At 39.8% G+C, this 18,800-nt stretch carries 22 protein-coding genes; 8 read left to right on the forward strand and 14 right to left on the reverse strand.

Features of this window, described 5'->3' with window-relative positions; translation table 11 throughout:
• Entirely contained in the window at positions 1–3,849 is a 3,849-nt protein-coding gene (locus CSV74_RS11500; protein ID WP_099691752.1) for an AAA domain-containing protein, read from the reverse strand.
• Positions 3,850–4,493: 644 nt separating this feature from the next.
• Here CSV74_RS11500 and CSV74_RS11510 point away from each other — a divergent pair.
• Positions 4,494–4,682, forward strand: a complete 189-nt coding sequence (locus tag CSV74_RS11510; RefSeq protein WP_099691754.1) for a hypothetical protein — start codon at positions 4,494–4,496, stop codon at positions 4,680–4,682.
• Between the two features lie 29 nt (positions 4,683–4,711).
• The gene (locus CSV74_RS11515) at positions 4,712–4,948 is read left to right on the forward strand and encodes a hypothetical protein (protein ID WP_029054929.1); all 237 of its coding nucleotides are present in this window, start codon (positions 4,712–4,714) and stop codon (positions 4,946–4,948) included.
• A 72-nt stretch (positions 4,949–5,020) separates the two neighbouring features.
• Here the strand turns inward: CSV74_RS11515 and CSV74_RS11520 are convergent, their stop codons facing one another.
• Positions 5,021–5,362, reverse strand: coding sequence for a YunC family protein (locus tag CSV74_RS11520; protein ID WP_099691755.1), 342 nt, complete (start codon positions 5,360–5,362; stop codon positions 5,021–5,023).
• A 368-nt stretch (positions 5,363–5,730) separates the two neighbouring features.
• On the opposite strand from CSV74_RS11520, the gene glnA reads away from it, so the two are divergent.
• From glnA to CSV74_RS11535, 3 genes are all read left to right on the forward strand, one after another.
• Positions 5,731–7,065 carry a type I glutamate--ammonia ligase gene (gene glnA / locus CSV74_RS11525; protein ID WP_099691756.1) on the forward strand — a complete coding sequence of 445 codons (1,335 nt, stop codon included), beginning with the start codon at positions 5,731–5,733 and terminating at the stop codon, positions 7,063–7,065.
• Positions 7,066–7,209: 144 nt separating this feature from the next.
• Entirely contained in the window at positions 7,210–8,784 is a 1,575-nt protein-coding gene (locus CSV74_RS11530) for an amidohydrolase (protein ID WP_099691757.1), read from the forward strand.
• 54 nt (positions 8,785–8,838) lie between these two features.
• Positions 8,839–9,333: a TspO/MBR family protein gene (locus tag CSV74_RS11535; protein WP_099691758.1), complete on the forward strand. Its 495-nt coding sequence runs from the start codon at positions 8,839–8,841 to the stop codon at positions 9,331–9,333.
• A gap of 40 nt (positions 9,334–9,373) precedes the next feature.
• Here CSV74_RS11535 and CSV74_RS11540 read toward each other — a convergent pair whose 3' ends face one another.
• Both CSV74_RS11540 and CSV74_RS11545 read right to left on the reverse strand, forming a co-directional pair.
• Complete coding sequence (locus tag CSV74_RS11540; RefSeq protein WP_029054937.1) at positions 9,374–9,616, reverse strand: hypothetical protein; 243 nt, start codon at positions 9,614–9,616, stop codon at positions 9,374–9,376.
• 79 nt (positions 9,617–9,695) lie between these two features.
• Positions 9,696–10,676 carry a YsnF/AvaK domain-containing protein gene (locus CSV74_RS11545; RefSeq protein ID WP_099691759.1) on the reverse strand — a complete coding sequence of 327 codons (981 nt, stop codon included), beginning with the start codon at positions 10,674–10,676 and terminating at the stop codon, positions 9,696–9,698.
• Between the two features lie 149 nt (positions 10,677–10,825).
• On the opposite strand from CSV74_RS11545, the gene CSV74_RS11550 reads away from it, so the two are divergent.
• Positions 10,826–11,233, forward strand: a complete 408-nt coding sequence (locus tag CSV74_RS11550; protein WP_029054939.1) for a YugN family protein — start codon at positions 10,826–10,828, stop codon at positions 11,231–11,233.
• A 39-nt stretch (positions 11,234–11,272) separates the two neighbouring features.
• Here CSV74_RS11550 and CSV74_RS11555 read toward each other — a convergent pair whose 3' ends face one another.
• From CSV74_RS11555 to CSV74_RS11590, 8 genes are all read right to left on the reverse strand, one after another.
• On the reverse strand, positions 11,273–11,599 hold the full coding sequence (locus CSV74_RS11555; protein WP_099691760.1) for a hypothetical protein: 327 nt from the start codon (positions 11,597–11,599) through the stop codon (positions 11,273–11,275).
• A 60-nt stretch (positions 11,600–11,659) separates the two neighbouring features.
• Entirely contained in the window at positions 11,660–12,001 is a 342-nt protein-coding gene (locus tag CSV74_RS11560; protein WP_099691761.1) for a CHY zinc finger protein, read from the reverse strand.
• A 492-nt stretch (positions 12,002–12,493) separates the two neighbouring features.
• Entirely contained in the window at positions 12,494–13,225 is a 732-nt protein-coding gene (locus tag CSV74_RS11565; RefSeq protein WP_029054942.1) for a YqcI/YcgG family protein, read from the reverse strand.
• Between the two features lie 159 nt (positions 13,226–13,384).
• Positions 13,385–13,711 carry a TolB-like translocation protein gene (locus CSV74_RS11570; RefSeq protein ID WP_099691762.1) on the reverse strand — a complete coding sequence of 109 codons (327 nt, stop codon included), beginning with the start codon at positions 13,709–13,711 and terminating at the stop codon, positions 13,385–13,387.
• Positions 13,712–13,858: 147 nt separating this feature from the next.
• Positions 13,859–14,401, reverse strand: coding sequence for a hypothetical protein (locus CSV74_RS11575; protein ID WP_099691763.1), 543 nt, complete (start codon positions 14,399–14,401; stop codon positions 13,859–13,861).
• Between the two features lie 451 nt (positions 14,402–14,852).
• Entirely contained in the window at positions 14,853–15,101 is a 249-nt protein-coding gene (locus tag CSV74_RS11580; protein WP_099691764.1) for a permease prefix domain 1-containing protein, read from the reverse strand.
• The gene (locus CSV74_RS11585; protein WP_233190900.1) at positions 15,098–15,298 is read right to left on the reverse strand and encodes a PadR family transcriptional regulator; all 201 of its coding nucleotides are present in this window, start codon (positions 15,296–15,298) and stop codon (positions 15,098–15,100) included. Before CSV74_RS11585 ends, CSV74_RS11580 begins: the two co-directional genes overlap by 4 nt.
• A gap of 84 nt (positions 15,299–15,382) precedes the next feature.
• Positions 15,383–15,751 (reverse strand): carboxymuconolactone decarboxylase family protein, encoded by a 369-nt coding sequence (locus CSV74_RS11590; protein ID WP_099691766.1) that lies wholly within the window; start codon positions 15,749–15,751, stop codon positions 15,383–15,385.
• Between the two features lie 101 nt (positions 15,752–15,852).
• Here CSV74_RS11590 and CSV74_RS11595 point away from each other — a divergent pair, with 101 nt between their 5' ends.
• On the forward strand, positions 15,853–16,350 hold the full coding sequence (locus tag CSV74_RS11595; RefSeq protein WP_099691767.1) for a metallophosphoesterase family protein: 498 nt from the start codon (positions 15,853–15,855) through the stop codon (positions 16,348–16,350).
• A 12-nt stretch (positions 16,351–16,362) separates the two neighbouring features.
• On the opposite strand, the gene namA is transcribed toward CSV74_RS11595, so the two are convergent.
• Complete coding sequence (gene namA / locus CSV74_RS11600; RefSeq protein ID WP_099691768.1) at positions 16,363–17,382, reverse strand: NADPH dehydrogenase NamA; 1,020 nt, start codon at positions 17,380–17,382, stop codon at positions 16,363–16,365.
• Between the two features lie 142 nt (positions 17,383–17,524).
• Between namA and CSV74_RS11605 the strand changes: the two genes are divergently transcribed.
• Complete coding sequence (locus CSV74_RS11605) at positions 17,525–18,154, forward strand: Yip1 family protein (RefSeq protein WP_099691769.1); 630 nt, start codon at positions 17,525–17,527, stop codon at positions 18,152–18,154.
• 78 nt (positions 18,155–18,232) lie between these two features.
• Here CSV74_RS11605 and CSV74_RS11610 read toward each other — a convergent pair whose 3' ends face one another.
• Positions 18,233–18,787: a DJ-1/PfpI family protein gene (locus CSV74_RS11610; protein ID WP_029054949.1), complete on the reverse strand. Its 555-nt coding sequence runs from the start codon at positions 18,785–18,787 to the stop codon at positions 18,233–18,235.
• Positions 18,788–18,800 lie beyond the last annotated feature (13 nt).

Consider the following 18,800-nt stretch of genomic DNA (forward strand, 5'->3'; position numbering starts at 1 on the left):
TCAACCTCCTTGGATTTGCTCTATTTTGCGCAATCCACCTTGATGTTCTACTACTTCCCGCAATTGTTTATACATATCTCTCGTAGAGGCATTCTTTGTCTTGATTGTGAACATTTCAGAACTTCCAACGATAATAAGCAGTTCTCTTGCACGTGATAACGCTACATTCAGTCGTCGATAGTCTTTCGCGAATCCAATGTCACCATTTTTCTCACCATGATTCCTAACGAAGCTCAAAATGATAATATCCATTTCCATACCTTGAAACTTATCTACCGAACCTGTTCGGCAATGCAATTGTTGCGGGCGAATTTCCTGCTGAATTAATCGATCGATCCGCTTTACCTGTTCGCCGTAAAAACTAATTACGCCGACACTTTTCTTTTCGTCTGGCATCATTAGGCCATCTTTTTTAGCTTTTTCGGTCGCTTGTTCAATATCTTGCAAAGTATCTTGAATGATGGTTAGTTCCGCTTCATTGAAACGACTTGTCCCACCTTTGACCTGATTTTCGAAAAATGATGGGGTATTGGGTGTATCTAGCCATAGTAAGTGATCTTTTCTAGTGATTTTTCTACTTTCGAGCAGATGATCCCGTAATTCGTCTGAATTAAGAAGCCCACATTGTAATTGATAGTCCCCATCTTTATAAAACGGTGCGATCGTTTCCATAATTTTTTCATGCATACGGTACTGAATACTGAGCATCGTTTTGTTTTGCTTGGGCAACGTACGGAATAACCGTTCAAATAATGATTCATTGAGCAGTTTTTTCATTTCACGTTGCACTTCAGGATCTTTTTGTTGATCTACCAGTTCGTCCATCGTTTCTTGTCCTACGAGTGGCGGTAACTGATGATGGTCGCCCACTAGAATAATCTTTTTACCTTTTAGCATGGGCAATAGTAATTCTGGCGGTGTTGCTTTTGATACTTCATCGATTATGACGACATCGAAGACAGGATATTCCTTCATAAACTTTTTGGAAGCTGATGCGACACATGTCGTGCCAATTACATTCGCATGATCGATATAAAGCTTACGGATTTCATCCAGGTCATAATCGTTGGCGTCACGCAGTAATTCTTCCCATTGCGCTTGCAGTTCTTGTAGGATTGGAAGCTGTTGCTGTTCTTTTACTACTTCAGCCAGTTGGGGTTCAGCTTGAGCAAGCACTATTTCTACTTTTTCTAATTGCTCCTTTATATCCGGTTTCAATTGAACGGCAAGCTCTTCTATTTCCTGCTGTCGTTGATGTTGTTCTTCCTGTAATTGCAATGTTTTTTGCTCTACTGCTAGAACTTCTACTTTTTCTTGTTCAAGCAGCTGTTTTGCTTGAGAACACTTTAGTTCTGAAGTAGTGATGGACGCTGTTAATTGCGTTACGTTTTTTATTTGTTGTCGGCACGCAATGATCTTAGTTTCTAGCTGCTTAATTTCCTGTGTGAGCTGATTTTCCTCCCACTGCTTTTCAGGCGGCTCGTTCGTTTGTAGCCATGCTTTAATTTGGTTCTCCAATTCTATTTGCTTAGATTGCAGACGTTGCTTCTGCTCTTCTTTTCGTTGTAAAGTGGCTTGTGTTTCTTGAAGTTCCTGTTGTAGGAATCTCAGGATTTCATGTTTCACTTCTGCAAATACTTCCTTTACAGAGTGGACTTTCTGTTGCTGAAGATCCATTCCTTTTGCACGAACGATCTCTTCCTTACCATAAAACAATGATATACCTTGTGCAATCTTTTGTAGAACTTCCGTTTTGGCGGATGAAATCTCTTTGTTTTGTAGCACTTTTTTTGTTGTAGGGTTAATAAGAAACTTCCCCAGCCGATCAATCATTTCATGCATTTCTTGAATGGTTGTAAAGTTTTCGGTTGAGCGCTTCGTAATAGTTTCTACCGGGTAACGATGCGTCTGCAAAAGAGAATGTGTTTTATTGATAGCCGTCTGAAAACGGTCATGAAGCTCTTTCCACTCTTGAAATTCATAGGAATACTCTCCACTTTCAATCGACTTGATGATTCGTTGTAAGTCGTTATTCCGCAACGTGATATGAATGGGTAATTCAATCTGGTTTTTAGCAAGCGTCATTTGGATATCTTTCATTTTTGTCTGAGACATCACATCACGATGTGTGGATTGTAGCATTTGTTCATGATCAGGAAGTGTTTTGTATTCTTCCATGATCTCTTGTTGCGCTTCGGTATTGCTCTGCAGCTCTGCAAGCCAATTGATATATACTTGTGTCTCTCTTAAAAGTTGCTGCTCTTTTAACAGTTCTTCTATTCGGGCTGACAATTCTTCTTTATTCGGCTCTGAATTCAACTGTTTACGTAGTTCTGCAATTTCTTTTACGCGCTGTTCAAGGTCTATTTCAGTTTGCTCAATTCCCTGTTGCTTTTGCGAAAGCCGGCGTACAGATTGGTCAAGCAGGGATTTCCGAGAAAAATATTCAGACTTTAGTTTTTTCAATTTTTCTCGCACTACATTTTGTATTTGCAGTTGCCCAGTTAATGCAATTTTCAATTTTGTGTTCTGTTGAATTTGCTCGGATAATTGATCTGCACGTTTTTGTAATTCGATATCTTTTGTTCGATAAACAGCACGTGTCGCTTGCACGGTTTCTATTGTTTCATTTCTCCAGTGCAACGCCACATTTTCCTCCATGAAGCGCTTGCCCTCTTCTTCAATACTTTCTGAGCGTCCATAGCGTAAAATACGTGTCGCTGGATCTGTCAGTAATCGACCGAGTGCGTTATCCACTGCTAGGTTTGATTGGGATGCGACAAGTGTCCGCAAGCCAGCTTTGACGTTCTGATAGCAAATCTCAGAAATGACCGTTGTTTTCCCTGTCCCAGGCGGACCTTGTACTACAAACAAATCATGTGCTTTCATCGCTCCCGAGACTGCTTCTTGCTGAAATTCATTCAAATTATTATGGAACTCTAGTTGCGGCTGTTTATTAGTAATTTGCACAACAGGTCGTTCTTCAAATAAAACCTTTTCCAAATTCGCATTGGCAGCTAGACCATCTTGTAAGTCTTTGAAACCTTTACGTAACCGACGAATCTGACTTAATTCAGCAAAGTTCGTCAACACAAGACTTTTATTACGTGTTGGTAACCATTGTTCGGATCGTGCTTTCTTTTGAAACCGTTGATTTAGTTCTACGACGATAATCTTTTGACCTTTCTGAGCATCGACGATTTGACCAATTTCAGTAGAAAGTTCATTCATTTTCACACTAAATCCACGGAGTTGCTTCCAGTTTTTCGTTTGTAAATCTTTACATTGTAGACGTACCTTTGTAAAATCACTGGTGAAACTGGCTTGGCTAAATGTACAGGAGATATCCGCTACATCCGCATTTTTCTCCGCAATTTGTAGATAGCCTTCCCAACTTTCAATTCTCTTTTTGACATATTCTGAACGCTCTTCCGCGATCGGCAATTGACGTAACTTCGTATAAAATTCGATTGGCAGTGCTACTCCCGCACGATGTAACCTAAACTTTATTGCTGTATGCAGCCGCCGATTTGTCTGGACAGGTTCTCTTGCGCCTCTAACATGAAAGCCCGTTGCTAGTAGACCGTCCGGTTTCAATACGCATTCCATAACTGCCACACGTTGCTGAACTTCTTTAGCAAATTTTTTATTTGTGTGTGGGTCAAAAAACAACGCATAGGATTGGTTCCCCATACGATTCTCCGGTTTCTTTTCAATATGTATATCAAAAGCAGACTCTGAAGAAACGAAAGCCTCTTCACTTAAAAACCACTGTTCTAAACCTTTTCGTGCATTTTTTGTTATTTCAAGACTGCAAAGTATCATTTCTTTACTTTTCAGCACATTCATATTCGTACATTCTTTTCAATATAGGGCTTTACTTCAGCAAGATCATGCATCATGCTTCTCCCTGTTATTCCCTTGTTCAAAGCTCTCACCTCAGTCCTCTATTATAGATCATAAGTGCATATACCGCGAGTAAGAAAAATCTTAGAAAAACTTTTAAAATTAATTTTAAAAAAGATGTTTAAGAATGATTTGCATGGGTATACTATTACTACAAGGCAAACTGAATGGAGCTAGTCAGAGAAGTAAGCTGCTAGATCTGGAAGAGATGCACAGCCTTGGCGGAAAATTTTTCTTTACTGGCAAGTGGTACACTCGGTTTGGGAATCTGCTTTTAAGATTCCAACAGAAAGACAGGTTTACCAGGTAATATGAAAGAAGTTTTTTGTGTAAGTGCACGTGAAATACCTGCTTCAAAGAAGTTAAGCAGTGTAAGATGCAAGACGCATACGACGAGGGTACAATATCGTCAGTATGAAGTAATCGCAACATAAAATTTTCCGCATAGTAAGAGAAGAACAGTCAGTGATTGGAAGTTTTCGATCGCTGACTGTTTTTTGTTTCGGTTCTCTACAAAATGAATTGTTTAGTAAGAATGAGATCTGGGAAAACACTATATAAGAGACGATAATGAGGAGGAGCACTTTATGAAAAAGAGAATGGCTTTGACTGCGATTGGTTTAGGTGCCGCCTATTTAATGCGTAACAAAGATGCACGGGACAAATTGTCTCGCCAATTCGATGAGTTCAATGACACACCTATGCGAGGAGATCGTAAAGATCACAACCAGAAACCCCAACCGAATAAAGGATTACTAGGTAGATTTTTAGGTTAAAACATTCAATTACAAAGGAGCAGATCTGTATGAGGGAAGAGAAGAACGTATTTACAGAAGAAGACCGCAAAAAGGCAAAGGGTGGTTATATGGACAACCCTGAAAATTTAAAGACTGATAAAGAAAGTATTTATGATATGCATGAAGATATGCAGACTGTAGATGCTATTCCATTAGAAGATGTTCGTATGGAAGAGGAAGAAGAGAGAAATCATCGCGAGACAAAAGATCGTTCATCAAGCGAGGAAAAATACGATAATAAATAACCGTGTTCTGTACCTGCAAAATTTTACTTGTATATAACAAAAACGACGCCCTACTTACACGGGCGTCGTTTTTTAAGTCATTCTCAATAATGCTTCCGAACCGATCATACCTGCAGAAATACCGTATTGTTCAGCTTCAAGTGTCACGGATTCTAAAGGCGCTGCGAGCAATTGCTCAATCGTTTTTACACCAACAGCACGACCCGCGACAATTTTGCGGTCTGCTAGCACACTATTTAATAATCCTACATCGAGTGCACCACACATAATATACCCTTTGTCATTCGAAACTGTAAGCAAAGTCGTTTTCGGTAGCTTTACCGTGACTGCTTGAAATGACTTTCCATCTATAGATATACTTTGGTGTTCAATCAAGACACCCACCCCTTTCTTTATCAGCTTATGATAAAACATTCAAAACGTGAGAAATTTTAAAACACTACATACTCTTCATTGCTTACTGCATCAAATACTCTAAATAACTTTGGTCACCGAAGTAGGCTTTTGCATCTTGAATCATTTCAGATAGCCTAATAGTGACTGCTTCAATTTTCTAATCATTGTTAATGGTTTGTATTACTTGGTGTTATATTAGTTAAATAGATATATATTACAGCTTTTTATTTAGTGTATCTATGTTTTCCAGAAAGTAAAAAGCAACTTAAGTCTTATAATTCTTTCAAAAAATAGAAAAAGTTCTTGTAATCTGCTTTCCTGGGCTATATTATAGAAAAATGTTGCGAAGATGATTCGTACCAAACAATCATAAGGAGTGTGGTCTGATGGAAAACGTTACAAGAGAAGATATTTATCAATTCGTGGAAGAAAATAATGTCAATTTTATCCGTCTTCAGTTTACCGATATTTTTGGCATGATTAAGAATGTAGAGATTCCGATCAGCCAGCTCGAAAAGGCGCTGGACAATAAAATGATGTTTGACGGATCTTCTATCGAAGGTTTTGTACGGATTGAAGAATCAGATATGTATTTAGTACCTGACTTGGATACATGGATGGTATTTCCATGGCCTTCAGGTACAGGAAGAGTAGCACGCTTAATCTGCGACGTCTACTTGGCGAATGGCGAACCTTTCTCTGGAGACCCCCGGGGAAATTTAAAACGAATCGTTAAAGAAATGAAAGAGCTTGGATTCACTGATTTTAACTTAGGACCTGAACCGGAATTCTTTCTTTTTAAACTAGATGCCAATAAACAACCGACAATGGAGCTGAATGACCATGGTGACTATTTTGATTTGGCTCCAATAGATCTTGGCGAAAATTGTCGTCGAGATATTGTCTTGGAACTTGAAGAATTAGGATTTGAAGTGGAAGCTTCCCATCACGAAGCAGCGCCTGGACAACATGAAATTGATTTTAAATATGCTGATGTATTAACGGCTTGCGATCATATTCAAACCTTTAAACTAGTCGTTAAGACGATAGCACGCAATCACGGCTTACATGCCACATTCATGCCTAAGCCATTATACGGAGTGAGCGGTTCGGGCATGCATTGCAATGTTTCTCTATTTAAAGATGGCGAGAACGTCTTTTTTGACAAAGATGGCGAACGTCAGTTAAGTGAAACTGCTTATCACTTCATGGCTGGTGTGCTGGAACATGTTCGTGGTTTCACCGCTATCACGAACCCTACTGTCAATTCTTATAAACGTTTGGTGCCTGGCTACGAAGCACCTTGTTATGTCGCTTGGTCCTCACAGAACCGTAGTCCATTGATCCGCATACCTGCATCACGTGGAATGAGTACACGTGTTGAGGTACGTTCTGTCGATTCTTCTGCCAATCCTTATTTAGCAATGGCCGTTATACTAAAAGCTGGTCTTGATGGTATTAAGCGCAAGCTGACTCCTCCAGCCCCAGTTGATCGCAATATCTATGAGATGAAGGCAGATGAGCTTGCGGAAAATAACATTGGATTATTACCGACAGATCTTGACCATGCGCTCATCGCCTTATCAGAAGACTCGATTATACAAGACGCACTGGGTTCACATATTTATGCAAACTTTAGTGAAGCAAAACATCAAGAATGGGAAAGCTACCGGATTACGGTGCATCCATGGGAACTTGAACGATATATGAAGATGTATTAATAGGACTTCACAATAATAGGATGTACAATAAAGTAAACGGCTGTAAATACAGCCGTTTTTTTTGATAGAGAAAATTATATAGAATCCATTCTATTGTCTAATTGTCTCACTCGATTTATTATAGGAAAATCAGGAGGTTTCGCTATGATTAAGATTTGGTTTAACGCACTCTTTTATACAATGCAAAATGAAGGACATACAATAGATGCTCTACTGACAAAAGACGGAAAAATAGTAGCGATTGGGTCATATGATGAGCTAAAAGCTCAAGCCGACGAACAAATAGACTTGCAGGGTGCTTTTGTTTATCCTGGGTTTATCGATAACCATATGCACATAATTGGACAAGGTGAAAAGTTACTACGCCTTGATTTATCAAACACTACTTCTTCAGAGAACATGATGGATTTACTCCTGAATGCGTATAGTGATTTGCCAGAGGATGAGTGGTTTATTGGAGAAGGTTGGGATGAGAATAATTTTCCTGACAAGAAAATCTTCACACGCTATGAGTTGGATGCTGTAACGGATTCACCTATGCTATTAAAGCGCACTTGCTGGCATGCAGCGATTGTGAATTCAAAGGCGCTCGAACTCGCTGGTATCACAAAAGATACACCTGATCCCGATGATGGTGTCATTGAGCGCGATCATACTGGAGAGCCAACGGGGTTATTGAAGGAAGGTGCTATGCAGCGAGTGCTAGAACTTTTACCAAATCCAACAGTGGCTTATGTAACGAAAGCATTGGAGACTTCAGTTGACCACCTATTATCTGTCGGTTTGACAGGTGTTGTGACGGATGACTTAGGTTACTACGGACACTACCAGACGCCATTGAAAGCCTTCAATAACGTGCTAGGCGGTGATCGTAAATTCCGTGCTCACTTACTGCGTCATTTTAGCGTGTTTTCCGAATTGATGGAAGATCATGCTCTCTATAATACACCGTGGGTAGAACCTGGTGAGATGAAGTTCTTCATTGATGGTGCTTTTGGCGGTAGTACTGCGCTGTTAAGTGAGCCTTATTCTGATGAACCCGATAATGTAGGAACTACTGTATTGACTGATGAAGAGCTCGAGAACCACGTCAAAATAGCAAGACACTATGGAGAAGCTGTTGCCATACATGTGATTGGAGATTTGGCAGTTGAAAAAGCACTAGATGTCATTGAAAAGCATCCTGCTCCAGACGGTAAGAAAGATCGGTTTATACATGTCATTTTATTACGGGAAGATTTAGTGAAGCGAATGCAAAAGCTTCCGATTGTTTTAGATATACAGCCTGCTTTCGTACCCTCCGATTTCCCTTGGGTCGGAGACAGACTCGGTAAGGACCGGCTTGACTGGGCATATGCATGGAAGAAGCTTCTAACTAAAGGATTTATATGTGGCGGAGGATCAGATGCGCCTATTGAAGATCCGAATCCATTGCTAGGAATACACGCCGCGATTACAAGAAGATTGAGTATTGAACAGCATGAGGGGTATTTGCCAGATGAAAAACTGAGTCGCTACGAGGCTGTACAATTATTTACTTCGGGCGCAGCCGCTACTATAGATAAAGCTGATTCACGAGGAAGGCTCTCCGTTGGATTTGATGCAGACTTCACTATCTTGAAAGAAGATATTTTCACTATAGAAGTAGATAGAATTACTGAAGTACAAGTAGAGAAAACTATAGTCGCTGGTGAAGTGATGTATAGAGCGAATACATGATCACCGTTTAGTAACTAGCGGATGGGGAAAACTTTCTAAAAAGGAGGTTTTACTTTGGAGTTACTAAAAGTACAAGGTGAACTGGATTGGAAGAAACTAACGCGTAACGTGTTAATTCCCGTAGTGGGTGGATCGATTATCGGATATCTTGCTAATCGCAATACACAAGAACAGTATGCCGAGTTGGAGAAACCTTCATTTTCTCCTCCTGGAGCTGCATTCCCTATTGCTTGGACGGCTTTATACACAATGATGGGTGTAGCGAATTACCGCGTAGAAATGAAGCAGGATACAAAAAAGAGCCATGCTGCTATCCCCCTATATGACGTTCAATTAGGTCTTAATTTTCTTTGGTCCTTCCTATTCTTCAAGTGGAATTTACGAGGTACTGCACTGATCGAGATGACGATTATGCTAGGTGCAATTGCTATGACTGCTTATGAATTTAATAAAAATGATCGTACCGCAGGCGCATTAATGGTCCCGTATATCGGATGGGTCATGTTCGCACTGATCTTGAATTATTCTACGTGGAAATTAAATAAGTGAAACCAAAAAATGTCCCTGCCACTACTGGCTGGGACATTTCTCATTGTTGCTTATATTGATTTTGTTTGTAATTCATACGCTCCGCAGTCTTATAGGCATCGTACATACCCCAAATCCATACAATGGGATACGTAATGAAACCAATACCTACAAACATGAGTAACCCGTTAATTCCCTGCAAAATAATAAGCAAGATCCCTTTAAGGATTTGTCCATTATAGATTTGACCGACGCCAGTCCAGAAAAAACTTAGCACGGCGGCAATACCTGGATGCTTAAACATGTCATCTCCCCTTCCTGGCTGTTATGTCTATCTTACATTATGCAGAAAGGGAATGACAAGATGTTTGCTACATGTCTTTTCAGAAGCGGTCCTTATCCAACGAGTCGCCCTTGACATCTACGTTACCTTCTTTTCCGAAGTGTACTTCCTCGCGTTTCACAGTATCGTGAATCGTTTCATTCTCTACAACTTCACGCTTCTTAAGAATAACTTCTTCCGTGACAACTGGTTTCTTAGTCACTTCTACTTGTTCTTCAGTAATGGGAATACGAATTGTTTCGTCATCTTCTTTGAATGCTGCTGCGGTATGATCATAGCGGCCGTCAACATTCGCTTCATCATTTACAACAGGTCTACGTTCAATGATGACTTCATCATGTGAAACATTGACATCTACTGATCTAGGTTCTTCCACTACTTCTTTCTCTACATGAATTTCTCCACGTTGTGTTGCATGCTTATTTACTTGAAGTTTTTCTTCATGCAGACGTAAACGTTCTTCATCCGTGGCGGCATCAGTGAAACTATGTTCATTTGTATGGAGTGCACGATCCACTTCGTTATCCTGATGGTTTACTGTTTGATCAGGTAGTGTCTGGCTCATTCTGAATGCAGGGTCTCCTCCATTCAATTCTTGGTCTGTTACGCTTAGTCCGTTAGCTCCAAGATTGACATCTGTGCTTTTTCCATCTCTGCCGTAGAAATCTGTATTATCCATGTAGTGGCGGTTCGCTTCACCGGAATCCACATAAAGCAACATGCCACCCTGTTCAATGTCGTGATAATACTTCATTGTATCTTCTTTTCCAAAATCTAAATTTTCGACCATGCGGTGTACATGATCTTCCCCTGACACGAATCCCATGAAGCGATCCCACCAAGAATCGTCGGCGGATTTAATTTCTGCATCTGAACGACTTCTAACCATAGTTAGTTGATCATCGTTTTTTACAACTACATAAATATCGTCTTCAGGCCATCCTTCTTTTTTTAGCTCATCCAGACGATTCACCAACTCGGTTTCATTAAAGTACATTCCAATATATCTATTCTTACCCATATAAATCTCCTCCTAGTATGATAGTTAATTATACTAACGTCGTGTTGATACTTTTACCCGGGATATTTAAATTAGAAACCTTTTCATTATTATTTATTCAATGCATAAATAATTCCTAATTAGGAATGCTAATAAAAAGGAGTGATTTCATGCTGGAATTAGATACGCCGATTGAAGGTAAACTAGCGTGCTTTGGAACTTTACGGGATAAAGTGGATCAGCACGGGTATCATTTTGGCGGAGGCTGGGATTATCATAAAGGCAGTTTCGATTCCGTCCTTCATAGAGAAGCTGGAGAAACCATTTACTTACGTGTTCCGTTTGAAGTCCACGACGGTGAACTTGATGATTTCAACACCTCAATAAAATTCAAAAAACCTTACGTGATTAAACATGTGGTTAACACAGGACTAGATCCCGACTCAAGTTCTTTAATAAGTGGTTCTTTCAATCAATTCCAAGAACCATTGGATCGAGATGCAGAAATTCGTGATAAAAGTCGTTGGGAAATTGCTGGTGAACTGGCAATTGAAGAAATACTGCAATACTTGGAATGAAAAAAAGGATCTTCTAGCTTTGGCAGAAGATCCTCTTTGTTATTCTGTTATACTTTGTACTTTTTCATCCATTTCAATTGAACTCAATACTTTTTTGGGAAACTTCTCGAAAACTGGTTCAAGTTCACTCATTAATTCTTCTAGTTCAGCTCCATTATAGAAAAGTGATTCGAAGTATTTAGCATTTCCAGCCGACTCCACTATTATCCGTAGACGTTGCAAAGGCTCCTTGCCTGCAAGGTCTTCATCCGTCATGATTACTTCTTCTCCTGCATAATCCGCTTGCTGGACCCAAGATGTTCCCGTTTCATACGCCTTTTCAGCAAACGCCAATAGTTCTTCTGTATTCATCGTCTGTTGCTTCATGCAAACCCCTCACTTTACCTGTTTTATATAGTGTTCCCTGTTGGTCATGGTTAAAACCATTCAGCTACTTGCCTCATTTTCAAAGTACAGTTCCTTATGCAGACCGCAACCTGGATTAAAATCCGCCAGACAAGAAGGACATTGATAGTCGCTTTGCAAGTACTCGGTAATAGTGAGTTCGTCTCCGCAACTACCGCACAGTACGGCTAATTCATTATATAGACTAGCTGGCCAGACGGCGTGATGACCGCAACCTGTTTCTTCATGACATAGGTGACATGGGTAGTATATCTTGCAACAATAAAACTTGATTGCAATTCGATCATTTTCTGTCGAGTAATGAACACAGCGCGTTTCATCATCCACCAGCAAGCCCTGAACTTCTTTACTGTATTTTTTCATTTCACCCACTCCTCTTATGTATATCATAAAAGCAGAATAGTAAGTATGCAATGTAAGTAAAAGATCTGTAGTTTAATGTAATGGATAAGCTTGAAGAAGTTTTTCATAGGCAATTTACAGAACAAAGATGCGCTAAAGTTAATTTTGTTATTTTGAAGTGGAACCAGAACTTCAATAAATTAAAACCTAACACGAATTCACACACTATCGATAATGAGCGATCTAAGAAGTACCTCTACCTTATAAGTAGGATTGAAGTGGAAGCTGGGTCAACTCCTGAAGAATAAGAGTGACCTTGAGATCCTGGACAGAGCGTTAGCGAAGGAAGCAGCTCAAGATTGCTCCCCCGGAAAGCATCCCTAGCTAGAGCTTCAATCCCCTCGTACACACTACCTCCCCCTAGCATTCCACATGCTTGTTGATCTTGAATTAAACCATATAAAAGGACATCCCTAACAATCGTAAGTTCACGACTGTAGAGACATCCTCTATTTACATATCCTTATGAGTAAATGGACACTTTCCAGTTATAGGCACGCAGTCGTCACCGATGAAAAACTGTTTCCATTCGTTATGCGTTGGATCACCGAAGTGGCTTATATCCGGATGCTTCGGTAAGGCATCCCATACCTCTACACGTTCACGAACTTTTTCGCGTGAGTTGATGCCACCCTTTTCAGTGCCTGTCAAACCTTTGAAAATTTTTCGTGGCTGGAAACCAATGACCATGGCATTTCCTAGATCACGAGTCTTCCGCTGTTTATACGCAGGAGCATTACCAAAAGCAAAAATCGGCTCGCCATGGAAGTGAAAATCCCATAGATAGTGATCTGGGTCCAGTGGAGCTTCAGCCGGCCATTCTTCAGTATCTTCTATATGCAAGTACTGCAAAATATCCCAAAACTGCTGACGATATTCTTCTATTGTTCCTTCTTTTTCAAAGGGTTCTACAAACACAAATAACCCGTGCCGTTTATGCTTTGGATTTTTAAATAGTGTTAAGAAAGATTCCAATGCTTGAGGTAAATTCGACCAGTCCTCTTGAGAAACATAGGCATAGCGCAACTCACCTTTATTTTCACCAGCCATTCCAAAATAACACGGGAATGTTTTGTCAGTCACAATATTATGAAACGTCTGGTATTCTCTAAGTAGCCATTCCGGTAAATCATCACGTTTTGTAAAGTCTTCCTTTGTCAATAAAGCGTTTGATGTTTGAATCAACGTTTTATATCCCCCCTCTGAATTACTATGCTGTATATCCGCTACCCTGTCTTCAGCATAATGAAACATATGAAACAATGGTTATTATCCCACATGTATATCGCTTTCTTAGTAACCTATATAGCACGGAAGTAATATGGGATCTTCATGAATGATTTATTAACCATTGAGATCTAGTTCTTCTATTCCGCTTCCATCTTGATTCATTCGATATAGATGGTAATCAGGCTCGCGCGAACCAAATTTACGATCTACCATAAAGTAAATTTTATCGTCAGGACCGAGTGCAGGTCTTGATGTAGACTCTTTTAATGTCGTAAGTTGTTCCGTTTGATATGTTTTCCAATTAAATGTGAACAACTCATATTCGTAAATTCCGTTAGGTCTAGTTCCTGCTACTGCCTGATAAATAATACATTGTTGTTCAGGTAACAGGATGAAGTCATACACATCCTCGGCTTCAACAGGGCTGCTGACGACTGACATTTTATCAGGTGTTTCTAGTGGTATTTCAAATATCCTCTCTTTACTTACGAAAATTTCTTCTGCCGTTTCGTTGTATGTGTCATCATTCGTCTATACATAAACAGAATTCTTTTCAGCAGAAACTTGTAGTGAGCCCATACTATATTTCTAAATATCTGTATGTTTTGTATGAACACCTTGCATTAAATCAAAGCTATACACATCGAAATCATGGGGCCGTTTCGAAGCAATCGGTGAATAATTTGTATAGGTGCTTGCCTCAAGATAAAACAACTTCTCAGGATATTTTGGATCAAACGCAATCTCAGTGATTAGATTGTCAGATGTGTGTATTACCTCCTCTACAAGCGAACCCAAATCAATTATATGGATATCTGACCGTATATGATTTTCAAGATTTTTATCCCGTACTACATAAGCAAGATATGTACCATCTTCCGAGAATATTATATCTGCAATTTCTTTCTCGACAGATAATTGAACGATTTTCTGTTGACTATCTAGATTGATTGTTGCTTGTCCTTTGTCATAAGAAATATAGGCAATTTCATTTTTGGTTGATATCGCATAGATATCAGACATTCCTTCTTGTTTTTGATTCTCATCTTTATTAAACAATACACCTAGCACAATACACACCGCGGTTAGCAGTGCGATGGAACTTAGGATGAATCCTAGCGACTTTTTCATAGGTCAACCTCCTTATATTCATAAAATCCAAATCATGATCGCCGCTATAATCCATAGAAACTGAAAACCTGTAACACTATACGCCCAGTTTCCAATAAATGAAGTTGTATCGTATAGATGATCCACAAGACTAACGGAATAATAATTAGTAAGGTTACCTTTATTTCTACGGCAAATATTAAAAATGCCCATAGCCAAAATAAAGATAAAGCCAATACTATGAGACCGATTGTAACATTGATAAAATGAATTCTCTTCGCATCTTTTTCAAGGAATTGTCTAGAGGAAGGAAAATCATAAATGGTTGTACGGTAAACCAGAACAATCGAAAACAATACTATTGCGTAAGAAAATATGGTTAATGGAACCAAGTAAGCTGATTCTAAATCCGTCGCTAGTCAACTACCGTAAATTACTAACAAGGTATGACCGATCAGTAACCCATTTACCGTTAGACGGCGGTGCAACGCTGTGATAGGATGCAGCGCTTGCTAAAGTTGCTTACCTCTTCTTTCTCATTACCGAAACTCGCCATCGCCAACTCCACCGCCTCCCCATATGAGAACCCCTGTTTCCGCAAATCCTCATAAGCACAATACAAATGACTAAGTAATTCCTCAGTCAAATCCTCCCGTTCTGCAGCATTACCGTCTGTTTGTTTTACCACCTTACTAACGAAACGCTCAAACACCGTTTTCATATCAAACCATCCGAACTTTTATGGATAAGCGCATTCACCCACTCCCAATTTTCCTGTTTTGCTTCTAATGCCACGCTACCTTCATCAGTTAGACAATAGTATTTTCTACGGCCACTTTCACCTTCTTGCCAATATGATTCAACCCAAGCTTTTTTCTCTAAACGTTTTAAAGTTGCATATAACGTTCCTTCACTCACTTCTTCAATTCAAATTATAACAATGTACATCGTTATACAATGCATAAAAAACACCTCATCGATTCTACTCGACAAGGTGCTCACTTATTGTAAAGGTTTAGGATTTCCCTGCAATTCGTCTATTGTCTGCATAACTAATGTGACGGCTTGACTCAAAGCACTTCCACCGCCAAGTGCCGCTGCTACACCGACCGCTTCCAACACTTCTGGAACTGTACAATCTGCATCTATGCAAGCTTTTGTATGGAAAATAATACAATACTCACTATGGGCGTAGACACTCACTGCAAGTGCGATCAGCTGCTTATATTTTTGACTAATTTCTCCTTCTTCAAAACTAATTTCCGTAAATGCATGGAACGATTTCATTAACTTCGGCAATTGTTCGCTCATTGCACCCATACCGGTTTTATAATCTGCCAGTACCGCATCTGTAAATGTATAGTCTTCCATATAGATCGCCTCCCGTTATAGCAACAGTATGTCCTATTCTTTGTTTGCTATGCAGTGATAAAGGAAATGATATATGCAATAACAAATCTAGGAGGTTCGTCATGAAAATTGTCATAACAGGAGATACACACATTCCTAGTAGAGGAAGTGTTTTGCCTTCACGGTTAACAAAGGAATGTATTACGGCTGATTTAGTTTTACATACAGGTGATTGGCAATCACTTGACGTAGTACAGATGCTATCTGAATTTGCGGAAGTAAAAGGAGTCTCTGGAAATGTAGATGGAGAAGATATAAAAGAACAGTTTCCATTGCAGCAGGTGGTTCAAGCAGGACACGCAAAGATCGGCTTGGTACATGGACATGGAGAGAAAAAAACGACGGAAAAGCGTGCAATTGAAGCATTTGAAGGAGAACCACTAGATGTCATCATCTTCGGACACTCCCACATTCCATTGCTTCGTTACATGAATAAAACCTTGTTGCTGAACCCTGGATCCCCGACAGACAAGCGGAAACTACCTCATTATTCATTCGCTATCTTACATATCGAGGAGGAGATTCGTGCAGAATTAGTTTTCTTTGATGATAAAACGTAACCTACAAAAGGATTAGAACATCCAGCCACGTTTATATTGAACAGGAGATTCAATTTCAACGTTAAGCTCTTTAGCTGCTGTATACGCCCAATAAGGATCGCGTAATAATTCGCGAGCGAGTAATACGATATCGGCACGATCGTTTTGAAGAATTTCTTCCGCTTGCAGCGCTGACGTAATCAACCCTACCGCACCCGTTGCAATATTTGCCTGCTGACGAATTGTATCCGCAAACGGCACTTGATAGCCTGGGAAAGGATGAATAGCAGCTGGTACTACACCACCAGAGCTCACGTCGACTAAATCGACACCTTGCTCTTTCATCCAACCCGCCATTTCTGCATACTGCGAAGGGTTCATGCCGCCTTCTTGATACTCTTCTGCTGAGATTCTGACAAATAATGGACCTTCCCAAACGGACCGGATTGCATCAATCACTTGTCCTAATATACGGTAACGATTTTCTGCTGTTCCGCCATATTCATCTTCACGATGATTACATAACGGAGTTAAAAACTCATTTAGTAAATATCCATGTGCGCCATGAATTTCAATCACGTCAAAACCAGCTTGATTGGAACGGATGGCACCTTGTTTAAATGCTTCAATTGTTTCATCAATATCAGCAATAGTCATTTCCGTTGGTGTTTTATGTTTTTCATTGAATGCAATGGGGCTTGGAGCATGAATCGTTCCGTCCACTGTCGCTTTTCTGCCTGCGTGTGCTAATTGGATACCAGTACGGGCACCTTGCTGTTTCATCAAACGAACGATTTCGGTTAGACCTTTGAGATGCTCATCTGACCAGATCCCTAAATCCTCACTTGAGATTCTTCCTTGTGGTTGAACAGCTGTTGCCTCAACAATAATTAGGCCGACTTGTCCTACTGCACGAGTTGCATAATGAGTTTTATGCCAATCTTCTACTTTACCATCTTGATTATGTGAAGAATACATACACATCGGTGCCATTGCAATTCGATTTTTGAACTCGACGCCACGTATAGTATAAGGACTAAATAATTTTGCCATGAATAATTTCTCCTCTAATAGTTGCTAGGGAAATTATAGCAAATCTATGTGTTTATTTAATGTTTGAGGATTTTAAACCAACTTTATGAAACATATGGTAGAGCTCTAACGTATAGTAAACTATATAAAAGGAGGTTTTCCCATGAAACCGCTCATTTCGATATGGACACAACCTAAGCAAACGATTCGTTATGTTCTCGAATATAAAACATGGAGTTATAGTTTCTTTATCTTATTCCTTACTTCGGTCAGCGTCGGTATGACATCCTTTACTGAAACTGATTTCTTACCTGACCTTTCATTACCTGTAATTATTCTGCTCAGTATCGTGTCGTCGTTCATCGGAACTATTATCAGCCTGTTCATCAGTTCTGCTCTCTACACTTGGGTCGGTAAATGGCTTGGAGGTAAAGGGAATTTCAAGGATATGGTGCAAATGTCGCCTATCGCTTCGATTCCGATGATTTGGATGATGCCGATCAACTTACTACTAGTCATTATTTTCGGTAAGAATTTATTTGTTGATATGATGAACAACGCTGATGCTGATGTATTTGGAACTTTGTCTACCACGCTGATGATCACTAATTTCCTCACATTTTCTCTAGGTATTTTCAGCACGGTGATCTTGTCCAAAGGTATTGGGATTGTGCACCACTTTTCTTCTTGGCGCGGATTTGGCACGATTATGATTGTTGTCGGATTCTTTGTAGTTTTGCTGATTCCAATTGTTTTGTTACTGATATTCGCTCTATTTGCCAACACATTCTAAAAAAACAAAAAACTGAAGACGACTCCACCTCTGGAATTGTCTTCAGTGTAATGCAAAGCTTAATAGGCTTTGCATTTTTTATTTATTGACCATTTTCATAAACTCTCTCATTAAACCCGGAAGATCTGGCCAAGCATGTCCTGACACTAGATTTCCTTCCGTATGAAGATCTTTTTCAATATATGTGGCACCAGATGCTGTAACGTCTGGCTTACACGCGATATATGCCGTATATTCTCGGCCTTTCATTAAATCTGGAATGACAGATAACACCTGTGCAGCATGGCAAACTGCCGCCACTGGTTTATTTTCTTCAAAGAAGTGCCGGACAATAGCTGGTAATGATTCGTCTAGACGAATATATTCCGGTGCACGTCCACCTGGAATAATGAGCGCATCATAGTCTGCAGGATTGACATCTTTGAAGGCAATATGTGAATCCAAACCATACGCTGGTTTTTCAACATATGTTTCCATTCCATCGATGAAGTCATGGGTAACGGTATATAATTTCTTTACCGATGGCGAAGCAATAGTCGTATCAAATCCTTCTTCCAAACAACGATAGTACGGATAGAAAATTTCCAGTGCTTCTACGGCATCTCCGCCAAGAATTAATACTTTTTTACTCATATGCAGATCCTCT

The sequence above is a fragment of the Sporosarcina sp. P19 genome, assembly GCF_002743165.1.
Taxonomy (GTDB): Bacteria; Bacillota; Bacilli; order Bacillales_A; family Planococcaceae; genus Sporosarcina; species Sporosarcina ureae.